The sequence below is a fragment of the Arthrobacter sp. sptzw32 genome, from assembly GCF_059089735.1.
On record NZ_JBNHEZ010000009.1, the window covers coordinates 77,300 to 97,791 of the forward strand.

Sequence of the window (20,492 nt, forward strand, 5' to 3'; positions counted from 1 at the left end):
CCCGGTACGGAACTTCGTACCGGGCATGCTGCTTTATCAAGCAGCGTCGTCCCTTCCGCCAGGACTGCGCCTGCTCTGGCTGCGGCTTTCGATCGTTGCTAGCGTGACGGAATGACGCCCTCGAAGACCCCGGCCGAGATCCTCGACATCAACGGCGAAGACGTGCGCATCTCAAGCCCGGACAAAATCGTGTTCCCCGAGCCCGGGCTGACGAAGCTGGACCTGGTGCGCTACTACCTCACGGTGGCGGATGGTGCGTTGCGGGGCGCGGGCGGGCGGCCCATGGTGCTCAAGCGTTTCCCGAAGGGCATTGACGCCGAGCCGTTCTTCCAGAAGCGGGTGCCTGAGAACCATCCTGATTTTATAGATACCGCCATACTGCATTACGCCTCCGGCACCTCAGCAGAGGAGGCCGTCATCAGGGATGCCGCGGGCCTGGCATGGGTGGTGAACCTTGGCTGCCTGGACCTCAACCCCCATCCGGTGCGGGCAGAGGACCTGGAGCACCCTGATGAGCTGCGGGTTGACCTCGATCCGATGCCCGGGGTGGACTGGTCCAAGATTGTGGATGTTGCCTACATAGCGCGGGAGGTGCTCGACGACGTCGGGCTGGTTGGCTGGCCGAAGACAAGCGGCTCACGTGGGCTTCACATCCTGGTGCGCATCGCTCCGCGATGGTCCTACCGTGACGTGCGGCTGGCCGCCGAGACTCTCGCGCGTGAAGTGGAGAACAGGGCCCCCGGCCTTGCCACTGCGCGGTGGTGGAAGGAGGAGCGCGGCGAAAGTGTATTCGTCGACTTCAACCAAAACGCCAAGGACAGAACCGTGGCCTCGGCCTATTCGGTCCGCGCGCTGCCCGATGCCCGGGTCTCGACGCCGCTTGTGTGGGACGAGGTGCGCTCGGCCCGTCCCGACCAGTTCACGGTACGCACGGTGCCGGCGCGCTTCGCTGACCTGGGTGACCCGCATTCCGGCATCGACCAGGCGGTGGGCCGACTCGATGGCCTCCTCGCACTGGCAGCAGAGCTGGGCCCCGCGGAGAAGGCGCCGCGCAGTGGTGACGGCTCCGGGCGGCGGCTGTCAGCAATGCCGCTCATCGAAGTAGCCCGCACTAAGACCAAACCCGAAGCACTCGCGGCCCTCGATGAATGGAAGTCCCGGCATGCAGACGTCATCCCAGCCCTGCACCCCGCCGATGTGCTAGTGGACGGCATGCGCGGATCGAGCTCGCTCTGGTACCGCGTGCGGGTGAACCTGCAGCATGTCCCCGAGACTGAACGCCCTGGACAGGAGGAACTCATAGCGGACTACGACCCCTGGGCAGGCAAGGAGTGGCCGGGCCGCCCCGGATCATGACTCGCATATCAGGCGTCCTGCCTGATATGCCGTGACCAACTCTTATCCCAACCGGTACCTCAGGGACATTTCCTGCCTGACGGGCCGGCCGTAACGTTAACCCACGGACGAACCCGAACGGGATTGCGGTGCAGGGATGGCAAAAGGGCCGATTGCTCGAACGCGGACGGCGGGGGTGCGCGCTGTGATGGCGGCAGTTGCCCTGGCGGTTCCGCTGTGGGCCGCCGCCTGCGTCCCGGTGCCCCCTCCGGGAGCGGCGCCCTCCCCGCTGCCCCCGATTGATGCCGCTGTCACCCCCGCTCCGGCAACCACACCCGCTGTCCCCGTTCCCCAGCCACAGGTTCCGCCGCCCGTGGAAACAGCTGTTCCTTCCCCCGCCCCGGAAACCCAGGGCGGAGCCCCGGCAGCCCCTGCAGGAACGCCGCCGGCCGTCACGTCCCCAGCATCACCCGCGCCCGAAGAAACCGCCCCTGAGGACCCCCTTCCTTCCGCACCACCTCCGTCCGGCAAGGCGGGAGGGCTGCAGACGGTGACTGCCTACTACGTGCTCCTGGACGACGGCGGCAGCAATGGCGTGCGGTTCGGCTGCAATGACAGCCTAGTGGGGTTATCCCACTCCAGTTCCGGCGGCGAAGACACCCTTGCTGCTGCAGTGGGCGCGCTGCTGGACGTACAGGAGGCCGCGGAACAGCCCGAAGTACCGCCGGAGGTCTATAACGCACTCCTTAATTCGGACCTGAAGTTTCTGTCGGGAAGCTTTGACGGCACCACCGTGACCGTCTATCTTGCCGGGACGCTCAGCATGGGAGGTGCCTGTGATCTTCCGCGTGTGGAAGCACAGCTGACACAGACTGCGGTAGCGGCAGTGGGGGCGATCCGGGCGGAAATCTACGTCAACGGGCGCAGCCTGGCCGAGGCTCTCCGCCTGGACTGACCAGCCCGGCGCTTACACCTCGTGCGGGTTCTCGCTCAACAGATGTTGTCTCCTCAGCAACATCCGGCTGTATCCTGTCTGTGTGAGCCACGAGACACTCGACGCCGCAGCGCAGACGCTGCCTGCCGAAGCCATTGATGCCATCGAACGGGCGGCAACGTCCGCCCACCGCCACGAGGAACTCTTCTCAGAGCGCGCAGCAAACATCCGCCAGTCAGCAGTCAGGGATGTCTTCGACATCTCCCTGCGCCCCGGACTGGTTTCCCTGGCCGGCGGAAGCCCCTACCTTCAGTCCCTCCCTCTCGAACGGCTCGCGACCACAGCGGCAGCAATCATTGCGGAAGACGGCCTCACGGCCCTGCAGTATGGCAGCGGCCAGGGAACAGAGGTACTTCGCGCCCAAATCTGTGAGGTGATGGCGGCGGAGGGCATCCTGGACGCCCTGCCGCGGAACGTTGTTATCACCGCAGGGTCACAGTCGGCCCAGGACGTCGCCACCAAGGTTTTCTGCAATCCGGGGGACGTGGTGCTGGTTGAGAACCCCACCTACGTGGGCGCGCTCAACACGTTCGAGGCATACCAGGTTCAGGTGGAAACGGTGGAGATGGACGGAGACGGCCTCGTTCCGGATCTTCTTGAGGCAAAAATCGCCGCCCTGCAGCTCGCGGGCAAAAGCGTGAAATTCCTCTACACCATACCGAACTTCAACAACCCCTCGGGCATCACTTTGGCCCGGGAGCGGCGGCAGCAGGTCGTAGACATATGCCGTAACGCGAATATACTGGTCCTTGAGGACAACCCCTACGGCCTCCTGAGGTTCGACGGCGAGCCGCTGGCCCCGCTGCGCGCCGACAATGCCGCCGACGTCATTTACATGGGCTCCTTTTCAAAGATCTTCGCCCCCGGCCTTCGCATCGGCTGGGCCCTCGTGCCCGAGCACCTGCAGCGCCGGTACTACCTGGCCGCAGAAGCTGTCACCCTCTGCCCGCCGGCGCTTAACCAGATGCTGGTGTCCGCCTACCTGCGCGACTTCGACTGGCGCGGCCAGATCGAAACCTACCGCGGCCTGTATGCGGCGCGGTGCCGGGCAATGCTGGCAGCCCTCGAGATGTACATGCCCGCCGGAACCAGCTGGACCAGTCCGGAAGGCGGATTTTTCGTCTGGGTGACGCTGCCGGAGGGCGTGGACACCTACCCGCTGCTGCAAAAGGCGATCGACGCCGGAGTGGTGTTCATCCCCGGTGCCGCCTTCACGCCGTCGGACGAGCCGTCCAACAAGCTGCGCCTGGCGTACAGCGCCGTGCCGCCGGAATCCATCACCGAAGGCGTGCGGCGCCTGGCGCCGGTACTGCGGGAAGCCATTGCAGGACGGTAGCCTTGGGCTCACTGGCTTAAGCCCTCATCACCAAGCAAAGGAGCAGCACATGAGCGGAATCATCGTTGTAGGCGTTGACGGCAGCGGTACGGCCAAGAAGGCAGCAGAGTCCGCCCGGGACCTCGCTGCAGCACTCGGCGCCTCGCTGCACGTGGTGTCAGCTTTCGACAGCGACCGCACCGAGGTCTTCGGCAGTGGCAGCGACCAGTGGATTGTCTCCGACGCCGATGCTGCCGAGCATGTGGCCCGCACCGTCGCCGACTCCCTCGGCCGGGACATCAAAGTGACCTACTCAGCAGCCCGCGGCCGCCCGGCAGACGCCCTCATCAAGGAGGCCATCCGGATGGAGGCCAGAATCATCGTGGTGGGGAACCGCAGGATGCAGGGCATTGGGCGGGTCCTGGGCAGCGTTGCCAACAGCGTGGCCCACAACGCTCCCTGCGACGTGTACATCGCCAACACCTACGACGCCGACTAGCGGCTGGACACCATGGGGCGGCAGCATTCCGCCCCGTGGTGTCCGTTCTCACCCTGGAAACAGGGTTTTGAAGCTGAAGCCCCGGATAAAATTGGTTAAGCCCTCAATGGTGCGGTCATCCGCCATTCACCATCTTCAAGGGGCTTCATTGATAACTCTCCAGCGCCGCCAGCTCGTAGGGCACGACATCCTCCTGGCCCGCCACGGAAACCACATCTGTTCCATGCGCATAGACCGCAGCAGCGGCAGGGTTGTAGCGCTGCTGGACGATGGAACCGTGGACAGCGCACCGAACCTCATTTCTCCAGGCCTCGAACTTCCCGCTTCGGTGGGCAGCGTGCTGCGTGAGGACTGGAAGATCCTGACCGTCTGCGGGGCCGTGGCTGCCGGGATGGGCGCATTGATGATCTCAGCGGCCGTTGCCCTGGGCACCATTGCGGATCTATCCACCGTTGAGATGCTCTCGGCCTACACGGTCCACTAAAGGAGGGCTCCCGGCCAAGGCACCATCCAGCCCTGCAGGAGCCACCAGATACCGGCCATCACCACACCGCCGAACAATGAGCCGGCAACCACCTGGGCCACCGTGTGGGCGCGCAGCACCACCCGCGACCAGCCGACAGCGGGGATGAGCAGCAGCAACGGAAGCCACGCCGCGCCGAGCATCAGGACGCCAATCACCGCTGACGAGGATATGGCCGCAGCGTGCCCGCTGATCTTCCAGAACGGGCTGACCCCCGCCAGGACCACAACTCCCCCCACCACCGCCAGGACCATGGCGACCACGCTCTGCGGCGCCCCCACCGCCGCCAGCACCAGCAGGCCGGCCACAATGGAAGCCAGCGCCATCAGCAGGACGGGTGCGCGCTGTTTGCGGTCGCTGACGTGATGGTCGGTGACTTTACCGCGCTTCACCAGGACAAGCAGCAGCAACAGCGGGATCACGCAGACGAACAAGGCTGCCAGCGCCCCATAGGCCATGGTTCCGGGAAAGCCGGCCTGGGTCATCGGGCTGAACAACAGCTGCACGCTCACCACCACTGGCGGCTGGAACACCTCAGTGATCCACCTGGCTGTCCTGTTTTTGGCACGGACAGCCCCTGCATCCATTACCACTGCTGTCAGTTTTCCTAGTCCAGCAGCAGCGCGGGTTCCTCCAGGATGGCGGCGACGTCGGCCATGAAACGGGCCGACAGGTCACCGTCCACCACGCGGTGGTCAAAGGAACCGCCCAGCGTAGTGATCCATCGGGGGATCACCTCGCCGTCCAGGACCCAAGGCTTCTGCTTGATCGTTCCAAAGGCAACAATTGCCACCTCGCCGGGGTTGATGATGGGGGTACCCGTGTCGATGCCCAAGGCCCCGATGTTGGTGATGGTCAAGGTTCCGCCCTGCATCTCGGCAGGCTGCGTCTTTCCGGCCCTGGCAGTGGTGGCGAGGTTGTTCAGGGCCAGCGCCAGTTCCTTCAGGGACAGGTCCTGGGCGTTCTTGATGTTCGGGACCATCAAGCCGCGGGGGGTTGCCGCCGCAATTCCCAGATTCATGTAGTGCTTGACCTGGATCTCCGCAGCGCCCTCGCCGTTGTCCACCCACGTGGCGTTGACGCTCGGGTTGCGGGCGGCCGCCCAGATCACGGCCTTGGCGAGGATAAGCAGCGGCGATACACGGATCCCCTCAAAGTCGCGTGAGGACTTGAGCCGCTTAACGAACTCCATGGTGCGGCTGGCGTCCACATCCACGAAGATGCTGACATGGGGTGCCGAAAAAGCCGAGTCCACCATCGCCTTTGCCGTGGCCTTGCGGACCCCCTTGACCGGAATCCGCTCAACCCGCTGGTCCTGCGGTTTTCCTGCCTTGCCCCAGAAGCCGTCCGCCTTGTCCAGCTCGGCGTCCCGCTGGGCCTGGTAGCTGACCAGGTCCTCGCGCGTCACCTCGCCGCGCAGGCCGGTGGCCACCACGTCAGCCAGATCGATGCCCAGGTCCCGTGCGATCTTGCGGACCGGCGGCTTGGCCAGGACCTTGTTTACCAGCCCGGTGATGGCGCCGCCGAAAGTCGGCCGGCTGTCCACCGGCTCGGCGGACTGGGTCCCGGCAGCCTCCACCACCTCGGCCGCAGAATGCGGCTGCACAGGCTCCAGGGTGGAAGCCGCGGCGCGGGCGGCGGCGGGCCCGCTCACCTGAGAGCCCGAGGCAGCTGCAGCCTTCCGCGGGCGGCGTTTGACGGCGTCGGCCTTGGGACCCGAGCCCACCAGCGGGCCGCCGGTTAGGGAACTTTCTCCAGCCGGGGCACTGTCTGTTGTGCCGGCGTCGGACGTTGCGTCCTCAGCGGGGAGCTTGCCGTACAGCGGCTGCACGGGTGTCTCGGGTGCCCGCGCGTCGGCCGGTGTGGGGTCGCCCGCGACGTCATCACTGACGCTGATGATGGCCGTGCCGACGTCGATGGTCACCCCTTCAGGCACCAGCAGTTCCGTGACGGTCCCGGCAAAGGGGGAAGGCAGTTCCACGATGGACTTGGCGGTTTCGATCTCACACAGGACGTCATTGATGGCGACGGCGTCGCCGGCCTTGACCTTCCAGGAGACGATTTCGGCCTCGGTGAGGCCTTCGCCGACGTCGGGCAGGTTGAACTTGTTCAGAGTCATAGTGTCCTCAGTAGGAGAGGGCGCGGTCCAGCGCCTCGAGGATGCGGTCGATGTCCGGAAGGTAGTCTTCCTCCACCTTGGCCACGGGATAGGGCATGTGGAAGCCTCCCACACGGATCACCGGCGCCTCCAGGGAATGGAAGGCCCGCTCGCTGATCCGGGCGGCGATTTCGCCGCCAATGCCGCCGAACGTGGGTGCCTCGTGGGCGACGATCAGGCGCCCGGTCTTCTGTACCGAGGCGGTGACGGTGTCGAAGTCCAAGGGTGAGATGGAGCGCAGGTCAATGACCTCGACGCTGCGTCCGTCCTCCTCCGCGGCGTTGGCGGCGGCCAGGGCCACCGGTACCAGTGGCCCGTAGGCGACGACGGTGGCGTCGGCGCCTTCACGGAGGACGTGGGCCTTGAACGGGTCCGCGGCGTGGCCCGGCGCTTCGGTGTCCACTTCGCCCTTGAGCCAGTAGCGGCGCTTGGGCTCGAAGACGATCACCGGGTCCTGGCAGTCCACGGCCTGCTGGATCATCCAGTAGGCGTCGTGCGGGTTGGACGGGGTGATGATCCGGAGGCCTGCCGTGTGGGCGAAGAGCGCTTCGGGAGACTCGGAATGGTGCTCTACGGAGCCGATGCCGCCGCCGTAGGGGATCCGGATGACCACCGGCACCGTGAGGTTGCCGTTGCTGCGCGCGTGCATCTTGGCCAGCTGGGTGGTGATCTGGTTGAAGCCGGGGAAGACGAACCCGTCGAACTGGATTTCACAGACCGGGGTGTAGCCGCGCAAGGCCAAGCCGATCGCGGTGCCGATGATGCCTGATTCGGCGAGCGGGGTGTCCACCACGCGGTCCGGGCCGAACTCGGCGATGAGCCCGTCCGTCACCCGGTAGACACCGCCCAGGGCGCCGATGTCTTCGCCCATGAGCAGCGACTTGGGGTTGTCTGACAGTGCTGCCCGGAGGCCCTCGTTGATGGCCTTGGCGATGGTCATGGTGGTCATCAGTGGCCTGCCTTTTGGGACGCCGGCGTTGCTGCCTGCAGTTCTTCTGCCGGCTCTTCGCCCGCAAAGCCCGCCGAGTACTCCTCGAACCAGGCCAGTTCTTCTGCCACCAGGGGGTGGGCTTCCACGTAGGTGTTGGCGAAAGCGGACCGGATATCGGGAGTTTCAAGGTCATGGGTGGTGCGCCGGACGTAGGCTGCGAGTTCGTCGCCGTCGGCCTTGACCTTGGCGAAGAATGCTTCGTCAGCCAGGCCTTCCGAGCGCAAGTATTTCTCCAGGCGCGCCAGCGGATCCTTCGCCCGCCAGGCATCCTCCTCCGCCGACTCGCGGTACTTGGTGGGATCATCGGCCGTCGTGTGCGCACCCACCCTGTAGGTGAAGGCTTCGATCAGGACGGGGCCCTTGCCCTGGCGGGCGTGCTCCAATGCCCACTCCGTAACCGCGTGCACGGCGATGACGTCGTTGCCGTCCACCCGGATACCAGGGAAGCCGTAGCCCTTGGCCCGGTTGGACAGCGGCACCCGCGTCTGCACGTTGGTGGGGACGGAGATGGCCCAGTGGTTGTTCTGGCAGAAAAACACCACGGGGGCGCTGTAGGAGGAGGCGAAGACCATGGATTCATGGACGTCGCCCTCGGAGCTGGCGCCGTCCCCGAAGTAGGCGATCACTGCAGCATCCGGCGCGGCCGCTGCGGCGCCCGAGCCGGCGGTCGGGGAGCCGGCAGTACTGGAAGCGGCCAACTTCTGGTCCCGCTGGATGCCCATGGCGTAGCCCACGGCATGGAGCGTCTGGGCCGCCAGGACCAGTGTGTAGAGGTGGAAGTTGGTGTCCTTCGGGTTCCAGCCACCGTTGGACACGCCGCGGAACTGGCGCAGGAGTTCGGCCAGGTCCACATTGCGTGTCAGCGCGACGCCGTGCTCCCTGTAAGTGGGAAAGATGTAGTCCTGCGGCTGGCTGGCGCGGCCCGATCCGATTTGGGCAGCTTCCTGGCCGGTCAGTGGGACCCACAGCGCGAGCTGTCCCTGGCGCTGCAGGGCGGTGGCTTCGACGTCGAACCGGCGGATTGCGGCCATGTCCGCGTAGAGCCCGCGAAGCTTCTCCGGCGTGATCTTTTCTGCGTAACCGGAGAAAACGGGATCGAAACCGAGCTTTCCATCCGGCGCCAGGAGCTGGACCATCTGTGCCGGAGGTTCGCCCATAACGGCTTCGGCATCAGCTTCGCGTTGGTCGTCTACAGCTGTTCCGTCGAACTCGGTGGCAGGCAGATGTGCGCCCATACCGTCTCCTTGCTTGCCGCATGCGGATGCAATGCAATGTCGCTGGGATATATGCCGCAAAAGGAATAGATTCCTGCTAAGGCATATACAATGGCTTATTGATCCTAACTTTATCTTCAGTAGGTAAGTGCGGGCCTACTTGTTAAGTGCTAGGAACGGTGTGGGGCCTTTGTATAGTTCGCACACAGCTCGAGGAAACGCGTATTCGCTTCGGCCTCGCCAATGCTTACCCGGACCCCTTCCCCGGGGAACGCCCTGACGGACAGGGCCCGCGCCCCCGCCAGTTCCGCAAACCCGGCACTGTCTGCGCCCAGATCCAACCACACGAAGTTGCCCTGAGCGTCGGGTACGGCCCAGCCCAGATTCCTCAGTCCGGCCGTGACGCGCTCCCGTTCGTCCACAAGCCTTTGTACCCTTTCTACAATCTGGGGATAATTTTGCAGGGACACAATTGCAGCAGTTTCGGCTATTTGCGACACCGCAAAGGGTGTGGCAGCCACCCGCAGGTGTTGGGTCAGCCCGGAATTGGAAATGCTGTAGCCAACCCGCAGGCCGGCCAGTCCGTGGGCCTTTGAGAATGTGCGCAGCACTACAACATTGGGGTATTTGCGGTAGAGCGCGATCCCATCCACCGCCTCCGGGTCCCGCACGAATTCCTGGTAGGCCTCGTCAATCACTACCACCACGCCTGACGGGACGGAACGGATGAAGGCCTCGGTCTCGGCAGCTCGAAGGGCGGGGCCGGTGGGATTGTTCGGTGTGCAGAGGAGGATCAGTTTGGTGCGGGCTGTTACTGCCGCTGCCATGGCCGCGAGGTCGTGCCGGCCCCCGGCAGCCAGTGGAACAGGGACACCTTCGGCTCCTGAGAGGCCAACACTGATGGGGTATGCCTCAAAGGAACGCCACGCGTAAATGACTTCATCGGGTTTGCCGTCGTCGTTCCGCCCCGCGAATGCCGCCAGCAGCTGGTTCAGTGCGCCCAGACTGCCGGCTCCCGTGACGATATCCCCAGCAGGAACATCGAGGAAAGCGGCGAGTTCGGTGCGAAGCCGGCTGCTCAGCGGATCCGGGTAGCGGTTGAAGTCTGTCTGCCCGGCGACTGCCTCAACCACCGCGGGCAGCGGGGGCAAGGGGTTTTCGTTTGAGGACAGCTTGTAACTGGCCAGTCCGTCAACTGCGGCGGGCGGCTTGCCGGCCGCATAGCGGGGCAGCTTTGCCACCACAGGGCGCGGCTGGATGCCCCCGGCAAGGGTCTCTGATGACGTCATGCAGACCAGCCTACTTCTCCGTCCAGGGGAAAGTAGGCGGTGTTCCCACGCTGGCGGCAGCATGGAGGTACGCCTCCGGTGTGTGAACTTTTTTGCAGCCCCGGATCGAGCTGCGGCCTGCTGGAGGTGGGTCCGCGATCGGTTGATTTTCCGGCACGCACTTTTCGAGGAGCCACTTTCGGCGGACGGGTTTCGATGCAGGATCCCGGCCAACAAATGCAGCGACTGAACGGCAGACCATCGGGGGCATATGCAACCATTAGCCCATGCGACTGATTGCCCGGGTACTGATTAACGCCCTTGCCCTTTGGGTGGCGGGTTGGATACTGCCAGGGCTGGAGATCTCCAGCTCCGCAGCCGCTGATGCAGTGGCCGAAACCGGGGTTACGCAGGGAACTGACACGATCGGCACCGTCCTCGGCTACTTGTTCATCGGTGTCATCTTCGGTTTGGTCAACGCCTTGGTCCGCCCGCTGGTGAGCCTCCTCGCCCTGCCAATAACCATCCTGACCCTTGGCCTGTTTACTATCGTCATCAATGCCGCGATGCTCTACCTGACATCATGGATCAGCACCTATACGCCGGTGCGCTTCACGATTGATTCCTTCTTTTGGACTGCCATCCTGGCGGCGATCATCATCACGCTGACGTCCCTGGTTGCCGGCCGGATTACCGGAGCACGGCGGTAGCTGGGCAATAGTAGTGCTGCTCCCGCTCGCGAACGTGCTGCCTGAGAGGCTTCGCCGGCGGCCATGGCTACCGTCCGCCATACCCGCGCCCCTCGGTGCGGGTGTCTGTCGCGCGGGATTTTGGAGCGGGGGCCTTGGTCCGGGTCAGGGAAAAGCGGGTAGCGGTGGCCGCGCCACCCGCTCCAAGCACAGCGCCCAACGCGGCAGTGGATCCCACCAGTGAGGGGTCGTTGCTGGCGGAGACCAGCCGGGCGCCGTCCTGGTAGGTACTGAGGGTGTGGCCAGGCCCGAGGCCCCCTTCTCCTTCTGCGGCCCTCGGCGCGTTCCCCAAGGAAACCGTCACCTGGTCCCTTGAGTCCGGATTTGGTGACCCGTCTGATCCCGGCACCCAATCTGTGCGATGCTCCAGGTGCAGCGACTGCACTCCCTCCGCGGCGTTAATGCCGGCGACCGGGGAACCGGCCGTGAGCACGTACCGGAGGTCGTAGTTTCGGAGGAAATGCGGATCGGCGGCCATGTTCATGGCATGGATACCGCCTTGGCTGTATCCAACGGCCACCACGGCGGCTCCCTGCTCGGCGCCCGCCGCCTGCAGAGCTGCAACCGCCGCAGCGCTCAAATCATCGGAGCTGTAGACCAAGGCTTCCACTATTCCAGCTTCATCAAACGGGTTCTTACCACCGGCACCGGAACCAGCAGGCTGGGTGCCGGGAACAACGAGCACGTAAGCCTTCTCCCCTCCGCTGGGGACTTCGATGACCTCGATAAACCCCGCACCACGAGCATCTATAAGCCGGATACGCTCCAGCAGGCCGGCCGGGGACGTGTCCAGGTCCACCTGAACTGTCTCCTCCTGGTGCATGGCCAAAGGGCGGCCGAAGATGCCTCCCTGCTCCAAGCCACCCCAGACCCCGGGATCCTCCTTGACCCGCCGCTTCACATCGGCGGCCTCGAGACCAAGGCCGGCCACCATGGTTTCTGCCGTCTTGCTGTCAACGGCCCGGGTGGAGGCCATATGCGCCAGGGACGCGTGGACGTCCTGCGGGCTGACTATGCCGAGGTATCTTGCAGTGCCGGCAAGCCACTCCGCCACTTCGTACTCCTGTTTGCACGCCCGGACCTCGCCGCTGATGTGCTGCAGCCCGGCGCGCACTGCATGGATATTCCGCCCGGACTCACCCACCACGCTAAGAGCCTGCGTGCCGGACCACCGCGGCAAGTCCTGGAAAGGCACGAGTTCCTCCCATATCCGGCGGACTTCAATCTCCAAATCGGAGAGTGTGCACGCCAGTTCATCCAGCTTCTTCGCGCCCGCCGCCAGTTCCTCCAGCTGGAAAGTTATTCCGCCCACGCCGCCGCGAATGGAAAGGGCTCCGTCATCGGGCGGGCTGAAAACCTTGATGGACCCAGTGCTGGACGGTGTTGCCTCGGCCATCAGGGGCTGCCCAAATAGGTGCAGCCAGCGGTAAATGTCTCGCGGGCGTGCCGCTCCACAGCAGCCTTTGCCTCAACCAGCGCTTCAAGCGCACGCCGCAGGACAGTGGACTGCAGCGACACGGTATCGCGGTAAGCACGGCCGGCCGGAGACTCCCATTCCAGCAGCTGGATCTCCCTGAACCCGGCAAGCACCTCTTCTGCGCGGCCGATGCAGGAGGCGACGCGGACAGCCAACTGCTCCACCTGTGCAGCACGGAGCATGTCCTGCTGCAGCTCCGCCCCTGCCAATTGACCGCCCATGGCTCTTACCTCTCCCGCCTGCAACACCGCGGCTCCCGCGGCAGGCCCTGCCTGGAATGAACGCTACGGAGGGCAACCGGCCTGCCCAACCACCGCCGTCGTGTATGTGGACAAGTAGCGTCCCGGGAAGGGCTAAAGCCGCCGCGGGAGTTCATGAAAGAATCAGCACATGCCTGAAACTGCCGCCACAGCTGACACCCGTACGCCCTCAGGACGCCTGGCCCTCGCCGCGTCCCCGGAAAAAATCGCGCTCGGCCCGCTGGACGGCCGCTACCAGTCCGCCGTCGCCCCGCTGGTGGACTACCTGTCGGAAGCTGCGCTCAACCGCGACCGGGTGGCAGTGGAAGTTGAATGGCTCATCCACCTGACCAGCAACAATGTCCTTCCCGGCGCGGGACCACTGACAGCCCAGCAGCAGGAGCAGCTCCGGGCCATTGTCACCGGGTTCGACGCCAACTCAGTGACGGAACTGGCTGACATCGAAGCGGTAACAGTCCACGACGTGAAGGCTGTGGAGTACTACATCGGCCGCCGCCTCCCGGCCATCGGCATCGGGCACCTCACGGCCATGGTGCACTTCGGCTGCACCTCCGAGGACATCAACAACCTTTCCTACGCGCTCGGTGTCAAGGGCGCTGTGGAAGACGTGTGGCTCCCGGCAGCGCGTGCGCTGGCGGCCCAGATCAGCAGGATGGCGCAGGACAACCGGGCCGTCCCCATGCTGTCCCGCACCCACGGCCAGCCCGCCACCCCTACGACGCTCGGCAAGGAACTTGCGGTCATTGCGCACCGCCTGACCCGGCAGCTCGACCGGATCGAAAAGACCGAGTACCTGGGGAAAATCAACGGCGCCACCGGCACTTACGCCGCCCACGTTGCCTCCGTCCCCGGCGCTGACTGGCAGCAGGTGTCCAAATCCTTCGTGGAGGCCCTGGGACTGACCTGGAATCCGCTGACCACGCAGATCGAAAGCCACGACTGGCAGGCCGAACTGTACGCCGACGTCGCGCGCTTCAACCGCATCCTGCACAACGTCTGCACGGACATCTGGAGCTACATCTCCATCGGCTACTTCGCCCAGATCCCGGTGGCCGGGGCCACGGGATCGTCCACCATGCCGCACAAGGTCAACCCCATCCGTTTCGAAAATGCCGAGGCCAACCTTGAGATTTCGTCCGGGCTGCTGGACGTCCTGGGTTCCACCCTGGTTACCTCCCGGTGGCAGCGCGACCTCACCGACTCCTCAAGCCAGCGGAACATCGGGGTGGCGTTCGGCCACTCCCTGCTGGCGATTTCCAACGTGGCCAAGGGCCTCGAGCGCCTGGATGTTGCCGAGGATGTTCTCGCTGGTGACCTGGACACCAACTGGGAAGTTCTGGGCGAAGCAATCCAGATGGTCATGCGCGCCGAGGCGATTGCCGGCGTCGAAGGCATGGAGAACCCTTACGAGCGGCTCAAGGACCTCACCCGCGGACAGCGGGTGGACGCTGCCCGCATGCAGGAATTCGTCCAAAGCCTGGGCCTTTCACCCGAAGCCGAAGCACGCCTCCTGGCGCTGACCCCGGGCAAGTACACCGGCATCGCGGACCAGCTGGTGAACCACCTGAAGTAACGCTCGACGTCGGCGCCGGGCTGCGACATGCCCGGCGCCTTTCGGCCCGCCTTCCCTGGGACGGGCCGGGCGGGGCGGCATGCTTCCTAGTGCGAAACTGGAAGCATGAGGTTGCTCTTGATCCGCCACGGACAAACCCCGGGGAATGTGCTCGGCCAACTGGACACCGCCCACCCGGGTCCCGGCTTAACCGAACTGGGTGAGCGGCAGGCGGAAGCCTTGGCCCGTTCGCTGGCCAACGAGCCGATCGACGCGCTATATGCCTCCACCCTGGTTCGGACGCAGATCACCGCAGCACCGCTGGGCCGGCTGCACAGCCTCGACGTCCAGGTGCTGGATGGACTCCACGAGATAGAAGCCGGCTCGCTGGAGAAACTGACGGACCACGAGTCGCACAAGCGGTACATGGGGACGGTAATCTCCTGGGCCGCGGGCGACCTGGACCGGCGCATGCCCGCCGGGCCCGACGGCCATGCATTCTTTGAGCGCTTTGATGCCGCCATCGCCCGCGTCCTTGAACGCACATCCGGGGAGCAGGCCACGGCAGCAGTCGTCAGCCACGGCGCCGCGATCCGCACCTGGGCCGGCCGCAGGGCTCAGGACGCGGACCACGAGTTCGCGGCCAAGCATGTGCTGGCCAACACCGGAATTGTGGCGCTGAATGGTGACCCGGACAGCGGCTGGCGGTTGATCCACTGGGACGGCAGCCCGGTGGGCGGACTTGCCCTTGCCGATCCCACTGCGGAGGACCCCATGGGACGGAACCTGGCGGAGCCCTAAACCAGCTGCCTGATCCGGCGTGCCGGGAACACCGCCATACTTCGGCACGTGCCGTTGAACTGGCCGGCGGCGGCCGGGGGGATAAGCCCCGCCGCCATAACGGCCGCATCAGCCGCCGTCGGCCGTGCGTCACCGTCCATTGCGGTAAGCGCGCGAAGGAAGGAGCACCATACGGGCCCGAGCGAGTCGGGTATTTCCGGGCTCCTAAGGGTCCTGGCTACCAGGGATTCAATGGCCGTTCCGGGAAAGGCTTTGGTGCCCGTGAGGAGTTCCAGCAGGACAAGGCCCATGGCGTAAACGTCCCAGGAGGTACGCGCAGGTCCGCCTGCAGCCTGCTCCGGGCTCATGTAGTGAACTGTTCCCGAGGAGATGCCTGGCTCGGGAGCCGCTCCGGCAGCGGCCACTATGCCGAAGTCGATGATGCGGACCGGACTTCTCCGCAGACCGCTGAGCATGAGGTTCGCGGGTTTGATGTCCCGGTGGACGAGCCCCTGCTCATGCAGGTGGGCCAACGCTCCGAAGAGGCCGCGTGCCCAGGCGGCTACGTTGACGGCGCCCGGCAAGCCGGCGCGGGATGCCTCGGCAAGGCTCGCACCGAGGGCCAGCTCTTCAACCAGGAAAGGACGGCCCGCGAGGGGCGTGGTACCGGGCATGACGGACCTGGCGATGAACCTGATGATGGAGGGGTGGTCCAGTGCTGCCAGAAACTGGGCTTCATTGCGGATCCGCTCGAAGTGCTTTTCCGAGGTGCCAACAGCAACCTTGACCGCCACATCCGGGCCATTGTCACGGTCGACGGCGCGGTACACCTCCGCTAGTGAACCCCGTCCCAAACGCTCTTTAAGCTCGTAACGCCCACTCACGGTTTCCACGGAAAGCATAGGGGCAGCGTTCTGCTGCCGCGCTGCAGCGACGCACGTCACGCCGAGAGAACCGGGCTGTGCACTGCTCCCGGACCAGCAACCTGGCCCTGCGAAGCGTACGGCGAGTAGAACCAGGCGTCGAGCTGAAACCCGCAGCGACACCGCCACACCGGAGGAAGCTGAACGGGGCCGGCAGCGTCCGGCTCGAAGGAGTAGCCGACGTCGGCAGGACCTACAGCCGGCGTCACAAGGTCCATCGCGGAGCCGCAATGAACGGCGGCGCCGTCCCAGCCGCCTTCCTCATACTCTTCGTGCTGCACAGCCATCTTGGCCGGGGCGACCAGGGCACCTAGCCCAGTGAAAATTACCAACACACTCACGACTCCAGCCAGGGGATTTTCAGGACTGATCGTAAGCATACATATTACTAGTCAAGCTAACTAGTCCAGCTAACTACTTTGTTCACTTTCTTCACCGAGGTTGGCCAGGGCGTCGGTCATGCGTTGCAGGAATCCGATCACAACCTGCGCCTCGTCAGCACTTAGCCCTTCCGCAACGGCCATCATCCGCCGGTGCATAGCCCCCAGGGTGACCCGGACCTCCTTGTCCGATTCCGCTGTTGGGACCACCACCACCGAGCGGCGGTCGGTTGGGTGGGCTTCACGCCGCACATGTCCGCTTGCCACCAGGCGGTCGATCAACGAAGTGGTGGAAGCGCTGGTGATACGGAGGAACTGGCTCAAGTCCTTGGGGGCCGTGGCCTTGCCGGAGGCCTGCATGCGCAGGAGGTACCGCAGGGCGAGGATGTCTGTTTCACCCATTCCCATGGAATCGCGGGTAGTCCGCCGGACGTTGGTTTCAGCAGCCCGGTAATCCCGCAGGGACTTCAACACGGCGGCACTGTAATCCAACTGGCCGTCCGGCCCGTACCAATAGCCAGAGCCCTCATTTCCCATTGAACGCATGGAAACATTCTAGACCAGCATGTATCTAGGCAACCAAGCAGAATGCATGCGCGGGGTTATCCCGGCGCTTACGCAGAAGAAACATCAGCGTAACTGCACACTTCTAGTCTTGTTTCGCATATCCCTTCGGCGAAACGAGGCAGACATGCAAACCAACCCGCGCCTGAACATCCGGCAGGTTGCCTGGGCCCATCCCGTGGGCGCTGATCTGCGCCGGGCACAGCAGGCTGAACTTGACGCCCGCTTTGGTTCCCCTGACCACGAACCCGGCACTCCGCCGTCGGACGCTGATTGCGCCGTGTTCCTCGTGGCGTATGACAAAGGGTCCGGCCAGCCAGTAGGGTGCGGCGGCTTGCGGCTCCTGGATGACAGGACAGCCGAAATCAAACGCCTGTACGTTCTCCCCTATACCCGGGGATCAGGAGTGGCCAGCTCCATCCTCGCCGCCCTGGAAGCCGAAGCGCACAAACAGGGGATCACGCGCATCAAGGCGGAGGCGGGATCCGCCCAGCCCGACGGACGGAACTTCTACGAAAATTCCGGCTTTGAGCCCGTGCCCAATTTCGGCGCCTACGTGGGGGTGGCGCACTCCTACTGCTACGCCAAAAGCATTGATGCCCGCAGTGCGGCCCACACCGCCATGGCCTAGCAGTGCGGGGGCCGGGGCGGTCACCCTTCTGCTGCAGGCGTAGGTCTGATCAGCTGCCGGAACGACTGGCGACGGCGGTGCCGGCCTGCCGCAGCCGGGCCAGGTTGAGCAGGCGGTCACGCAGGGGCTGGGCCCCTTCGGCAAGCGCAACGCGCCCGAGCGCGGCGGAGGCCACACTCAGGCCACGTGTCCTCAGCCGCCGCTGCCGGTCGTAGGCTCGAAGCGCCTGGTCCTCGTGGAGCGTATTGAGGAGGTTGGCCAGTGTCACGGCGTCCACCAGCGATTCGCAGGCACCACGGCCGAGGGTGGGCAGCATGGCATGGGCGGCGTCGCCGATGAGCACGGTCCGGCCACGGGCGAAGGACGGAAGACGCGGAGCAGTCCAAATCCGCTGCACCAGACAGGCTTCCGGAGTGGCCGCGCCCAGCACCCGCCTGATGGCCGGCGCGTGACCGGCGTAGCGTTCACGTGCCTCCGCCAAAACCGGTTCCACCTCGATGCCGTAGGGACCAAGTCCGGACCGGTAACTGGCGTACCAGAACATGCCGGCGCGCGCGGCCGCCATCCCGAAAAGGTCTCCGCGGCCCCAGTACTCGCCCACCTCATCCGGAGCAACCGGGAAGGGAAGGGTCCCGCGCAGCGCAAGGTACGGGGTGAGCCTCGCAGCGGTGCCTGCGCCCCAAACCTCGCGGCGGACCATGCTGTGCACGCCATCAGCGCCTACAACCAGGCCGCCTTCACCCGGGGGCTCCTGGACATTGGCGGTAATCCTTCGGACAGTTCCGGGCACGGCAGCATCAAGCAGCCGCACCAGGTCTAGCCGGGCGATCGCAAACATCTCCCCGCCGTTCACGGTAATCCAGGGTTCACCTGCGGCATTGCGCACAGATCCGCTGCCGATCACCGGACTGGCGGCCCGCGCCTCCTCCAGCACCCCGATCCGCGCCAGGGCGCGTTGGGCGTCTGGCCACATTCCCAGGGCGGTGCCAACAGTGGGCAGTTCCGGCCGCTTCTCGTAGACGCTCACCTGGAACTTGGTTTGATCCAGGCAGGCGGCCAGTGCAAGCCCGGCAATTCCTCCGCCAATGACCGAGATCTTTTCCATGCGTCAATTTTACTACTTTTGTAGTGGCAGGAAAGGGGCAATACACTGGCCCCATGCCCGACCGCCGCACCGAACTGATGGACGCTGCCCTGGCCGTCGTGGCGGACAAAGGAATGAAGGGCCTGACCCACCGGGCTGTCGACGGCGCGGCGCAGCTCCCCGAAGGAACGACGTCCAACTATTACCGGAACCGCAGCGCCCTCGTCGAAGCAGTGCTGGACCGCCTGGAACAACGGGACGCCGCACTCCTGCAGGACCAGGGGCCAGCCGGTCCCCCGCAGAACATTAAGGAGCTGTCCCATCAGCTGGCCGCCCTGGTGCTGGCGCTTGCCGGACAGCAAGCGGGCCTGACCCGCGTCCGGTTGGCCGTCTCCCTGGATAGGCCCGAGGCGGTGACACCCGGGCACTTCCGGCTGGTGGGGGGCCTTGAGCAGGCTCTTGCCGCGCTGGGAGTGCCGGATGCGCGCGCACGGGCGCGGGATGTGGCCGACTACGGTGACGGCGTGCTGCTCCACCTGCTAACCGTCAGGCGGGACGAGCAGCCTGACCCTGCCGCCATCGCCGCGGCCATCCGGCGGCTGCTGGTGCCCTAAGGCGCCTTTTGCCACTGCTTTCCTTACCCGCCCGACGGCGGCCTGCCGCCGCAGCGGCACTCACCCGCCGTCGTATGTCCAGGACGCGACGTGCTGGGAGGCAGTGCCCGGCCAGCCGGTGCAGGCCTCGGCAAGGTAGGCCAGGCCGTGCCTGGAACAGAGCACCGCACTCAACTGACTCGCATTTGATGTCGTTTTGAAGCTCCAAAACGACAATAAATGCGAGTCAGTTGGGGAGTTACATCCGGATAGTCAGGGCACCCGGGTCCATGGTCATCAGGACGTGCTTGCCCTCGCCCTCGTGGTCGCCGTCTAGCTGGTAATCGTCCTTGTGTTCAAGGGTGATTTCCACGGTTTTGCCCTGGTAATACTCCACTGCGGTGTCTTTGCCGCGGCCCTTGCCGATCATTCCCACGAGAACGGAGAGCCAGCCCAGCCGGCCATGGTGGGGGGCGAGCACCGCAACGTCCAAGAGGCCATCATCCATCTTGGCTTCGGGGAAAATCTCCAGGCCGCCCTGGACCTTGCCGCAGTTGCCCACCATCACGCTGCGGACGCCACGGCGAACAGCGGTCTTTCCGTCAATCACGATGGTTGCTTTGACCGGTTTGCCGGGCAGGTTGCGGATGCCGGCGTCCACGTAGGCCAACCAGCCCACCTTGTGCTTAAGCTCCTCGTCGGTGTCAGCCATGATGGTGGCGTCGTAGCCAACGCCCGCCATCACCAGGAAGAGCTGCTCCTTCTCGGGATCGCTGCGGCGGGCGCGGACCACATCGATCTTGCGCTCAGTCCCGGCGAACGCGCCGGCCATCGCGCCGTCGTAATCAGTTACATCCATGCCAAGGTTGCGGGCCAGGAGGTTGCCCGTACCCAGGGGAAGCAGGCCCATGGGGATGTTGCCCCCGGAGAGGACTTCCGCCACGCAGCGGACTGTGCCGTCGCCGCCGCCGGCGATAACGATGTCGGCCCCCTGAGCGAGGGCTTCCTTCGCCTGGCCGACGCCGGGGTCCTCCTTGGTGGTCTCGAACCACAGTGTTTCGCCCCAGCCGTTCTCGGCGCTGTGCTTGGCTGCCAGTTCACGCACGTCGATGTCCACCGTCTTGGCGGGATTGATAATGATGGCTGCGCGCTGGGGGGCAGTGGGGGTGGCAGTCATGGCGTCCTCTGGTGGCGAATGGAAA

The 20,492-nt window shown here is 65.1% G+C and carries 22 protein-coding genes; 10 read left to right on the forward strand and 12 right to left on the reverse strand.

All coding sequences use genetic code 11. The features are described 5' to 3' along the window. The first annotated feature begins 111 nt into the window (after positions 1-111). From ligD to AC5RVN_RS16240, 5 genes are all read left to right on the forward strand, one after another. Positions 112-1,356: a non-homologous end-joining DNA ligase gene (gene ligD, locus AC5RVN_RS16220; RefSeq protein ID WP_494106098.1), complete on the forward strand. Its 1,245-nt coding sequence runs from the start codon at positions 112-114 to the stop codon at positions 1,354-1,356. Between the two features lie 187 nt (positions 1,357-1,543). Further along, on the forward strand, positions 1,544-2,290 hold the full coding sequence (locus AC5RVN_RS16225) for a GerMN domain-containing protein (RefSeq protein WP_494138619.1): 747 nt from the start codon (positions 1,544-1,546) through the stop codon (positions 2,288-2,290). An 82-nt stretch (positions 2,291-2,372) separates the two neighbouring features. Next, positions 2,373-3,665 carry an aminotransferase-like domain-containing protein gene (locus tag AC5RVN_RS16230; RefSeq protein WP_494138620.1) on the forward strand — a complete coding sequence of 431 codons (1,293 nt, stop codon included), beginning with the start codon at positions 2,373-2,375 and terminating at the stop codon, positions 3,663-3,665. A gap of 49 nt (positions 3,666-3,714) precedes the next feature. Then, on the forward strand, positions 3,715-4,143 hold the full coding sequence (locus tag AC5RVN_RS16235) for a universal stress protein (protein WP_494042367.1): 429 nt from the start codon (positions 3,715-3,717) through the stop codon (positions 4,141-4,143). Positions 4,144-4,291: 148 nt separating this feature from the next. After that, entirely contained in the window at positions 4,292-4,627 is a 336-nt protein-coding gene (locus AC5RVN_RS16240) for a hypothetical protein (protein ID WP_494106096.1), read from the forward strand. Here AC5RVN_RS16240 and AC5RVN_RS16245 read toward each other — a convergent pair. The 5 genes from AC5RVN_RS16245 to AC5RVN_RS16265 all read right to left on the reverse strand — a co-directional run bounded on the left by AC5RVN_RS16245 (position 4,624) and on the right by AC5RVN_RS16265 (position 10,318). Continuing rightward, positions 4,624-5,253: a phosphatase PAP2 family protein gene (locus tag AC5RVN_RS16245; RefSeq protein WP_494106095.1), complete on the reverse strand. Its 630-nt coding sequence runs from the start codon at positions 5,251-5,253 to the stop codon at positions 4,624-4,626. The two genes, AC5RVN_RS16240 and AC5RVN_RS16245, sit on opposite strands and share 4 nt — an antisense overlap. A 20-nt stretch (positions 5,254-5,273) precedes the next feature. Beyond that, the gene (locus AC5RVN_RS16250; protein WP_494106094.1) at positions 5,274-6,785 is read right to left on the reverse strand and encodes a dihydrolipoamide acetyltransferase family protein; all 1,512 of its coding nucleotides are present in this window, start codon (positions 6,783-6,785) and stop codon (positions 5,274-5,276) included. Positions 6,786-6,792: 7 nt separating this feature from the next. Further along, the gene (locus tag AC5RVN_RS16255) at positions 6,793-7,773 is read right to left on the reverse strand and encodes an alpha-ketoacid dehydrogenase subunit beta (protein WP_494042371.1); all 981 of its coding nucleotides are present in this window, start codon (positions 7,771-7,773) and stop codon (positions 6,793-6,795) included. Then, positions 7,773-9,050: a pyruvate dehydrogenase (acetyl-transferring) E1 component subunit alpha gene (gene pdhA / locus AC5RVN_RS16260; protein ID WP_494042372.1), complete on the reverse strand. Its 1,278-nt coding sequence runs from the start codon at positions 9,048-9,050 to the stop codon at positions 7,773-7,775. Before pdhA ends, AC5RVN_RS16255 begins: the two co-directional genes overlap by 1 nt. A gap of 149 nt (positions 9,051-9,199) precedes the next feature. Next, on the reverse strand, positions 9,200-10,318 hold the full coding sequence (locus AC5RVN_RS16265; protein WP_494138621.1) for a histidinol-phosphate transaminase: 1,119 nt from the start codon (positions 10,316-10,318) through the stop codon (positions 9,200-9,202). Between the two features lie 266 nt (positions 10,319-10,584). Here AC5RVN_RS16265 and AC5RVN_RS16270 point away from each other — a divergent pair, with 266 nt between their 5' ends. Further along, entirely contained in the window at positions 10,585-11,007 is a 423-nt protein-coding gene (locus AC5RVN_RS16270; protein ID WP_494138622.1) for a phage holin family protein, read from the forward strand. A gap of 67 nt (positions 11,008-11,074) precedes the next feature. On the opposite strand, the gene AC5RVN_RS16275 is transcribed toward AC5RVN_RS16270, so the two are convergent. Both AC5RVN_RS16275 and AC5RVN_RS16280 read right to left on the reverse strand, forming a co-directional pair. Next, on the reverse strand, positions 11,075-12,442 hold the full coding sequence (locus tag AC5RVN_RS16275; protein WP_494138623.1) for a hypothetical protein: 1,368 nt from the start codon (positions 12,440-12,442) through the stop codon (positions 11,075-11,077). Beyond that, a complete protein-coding gene (locus AC5RVN_RS16280) occupies positions 12,442-12,744 on the reverse strand; it encodes a hypothetical protein (protein ID WP_494138624.1) in 303 nt (100 codons plus the stop codon). Before AC5RVN_RS16280 ends, AC5RVN_RS16275 begins: the two co-directional genes overlap by 1 nt. 169 nt (positions 12,745-12,913) lie before the next feature. Here AC5RVN_RS16280 and purB point away from each other — a divergent pair, with 169 nt between their 5' ends. Together purB and AC5RVN_RS16290 are read left to right on the forward strand one after the other, a co-directional pair. Then, entirely contained in the window at positions 12,914-14,356 is a 1,443-nt protein-coding gene (gene purB / locus AC5RVN_RS16285; RefSeq protein ID WP_494138625.1) for an adenylosuccinate lyase, read from the forward strand. A 105-nt stretch (positions 14,357-14,461) separates the two neighbouring features. Continuing rightward, positions 14,462-15,136 carry a histidine phosphatase family protein gene (locus AC5RVN_RS16290; protein WP_494042378.1) on the forward strand — a complete coding sequence of 225 codons (675 nt, stop codon included), beginning with the start codon at positions 14,462-14,464 and terminating at the stop codon, positions 15,134-15,136. Here AC5RVN_RS16290 and AC5RVN_RS16295 read toward each other — a convergent pair. From AC5RVN_RS16295 to AC5RVN_RS16305, 3 genes are all read right to left on the reverse strand, one after another. Further along, complete coding sequence (locus AC5RVN_RS16295; RefSeq protein WP_494138626.1) at positions 15,133-16,017, reverse strand: serine/threonine-protein kinase; 885 nt, start codon at positions 16,015-16,017, stop codon at positions 15,133-15,135. The genes AC5RVN_RS16290 and AC5RVN_RS16295 overlap by 4 nt on opposite strands. A gap of 38 nt (positions 16,018-16,055) precedes the next feature. Continuing rightward, a complete protein-coding gene (locus AC5RVN_RS16300; RefSeq protein WP_494138627.1) occupies positions 16,056-16,379 on the reverse strand; it encodes a hypothetical protein in 324 nt (107 codons plus the stop codon). Positions 16,380-16,448: 69 nt separating this feature from the next. Further along, positions 16,449-16,964, reverse strand: a complete 516-nt coding sequence (locus tag AC5RVN_RS16305; protein ID WP_494138628.1) for a MarR family winged helix-turn-helix transcriptional regulator — start codon at positions 16,962-16,964, stop codon at positions 16,449-16,451. Between the two features lie 145 nt (positions 16,965-17,109). Here AC5RVN_RS16305 and AC5RVN_RS16310 point away from each other — a divergent pair, with 145 nt between their 5' ends. Beyond that, entirely contained in the window at positions 17,110-17,613 is a 504-nt protein-coding gene (locus tag AC5RVN_RS16310) for a GNAT family N-acetyltransferase (protein WP_494042382.1), read from the forward strand. Between the two features lie 49 nt (positions 17,614-17,662). Here AC5RVN_RS16310 and AC5RVN_RS16315 read toward each other — a convergent pair whose 3' ends face one another. Continuing rightward, positions 17,663-18,718 (reverse strand): FAD-dependent monooxygenase, encoded by a 1,056-nt coding sequence (locus AC5RVN_RS16315; protein ID WP_494138629.1) that lies wholly within the window; start codon positions 18,716-18,718, stop codon positions 17,663-17,665. A 53-nt stretch (positions 18,719-18,771) separates the two neighbouring features. Between AC5RVN_RS16315 and AC5RVN_RS16320 the strand changes: the two genes are divergently transcribed. Then, positions 18,772-19,311, forward strand: coding sequence for a TetR/AcrR family transcriptional regulator (locus tag AC5RVN_RS16320; RefSeq protein WP_494138630.1), 540 nt, complete (start codon positions 18,772-18,774; stop codon positions 19,309-19,311). 238 nt (positions 19,312-19,549) lie between these two features. Here the strand turns inward: AC5RVN_RS16320 and AC5RVN_RS16325 are convergent, their stop codons facing one another. Next, entirely contained in the window at positions 19,550-20,467 is a 918-nt protein-coding gene (locus AC5RVN_RS16325; RefSeq protein ID WP_494042385.1) for a diacylglycerol/lipid kinase family protein, read from the reverse strand. Positions 20,468-20,492: the final 25 nt, after the last annotated feature.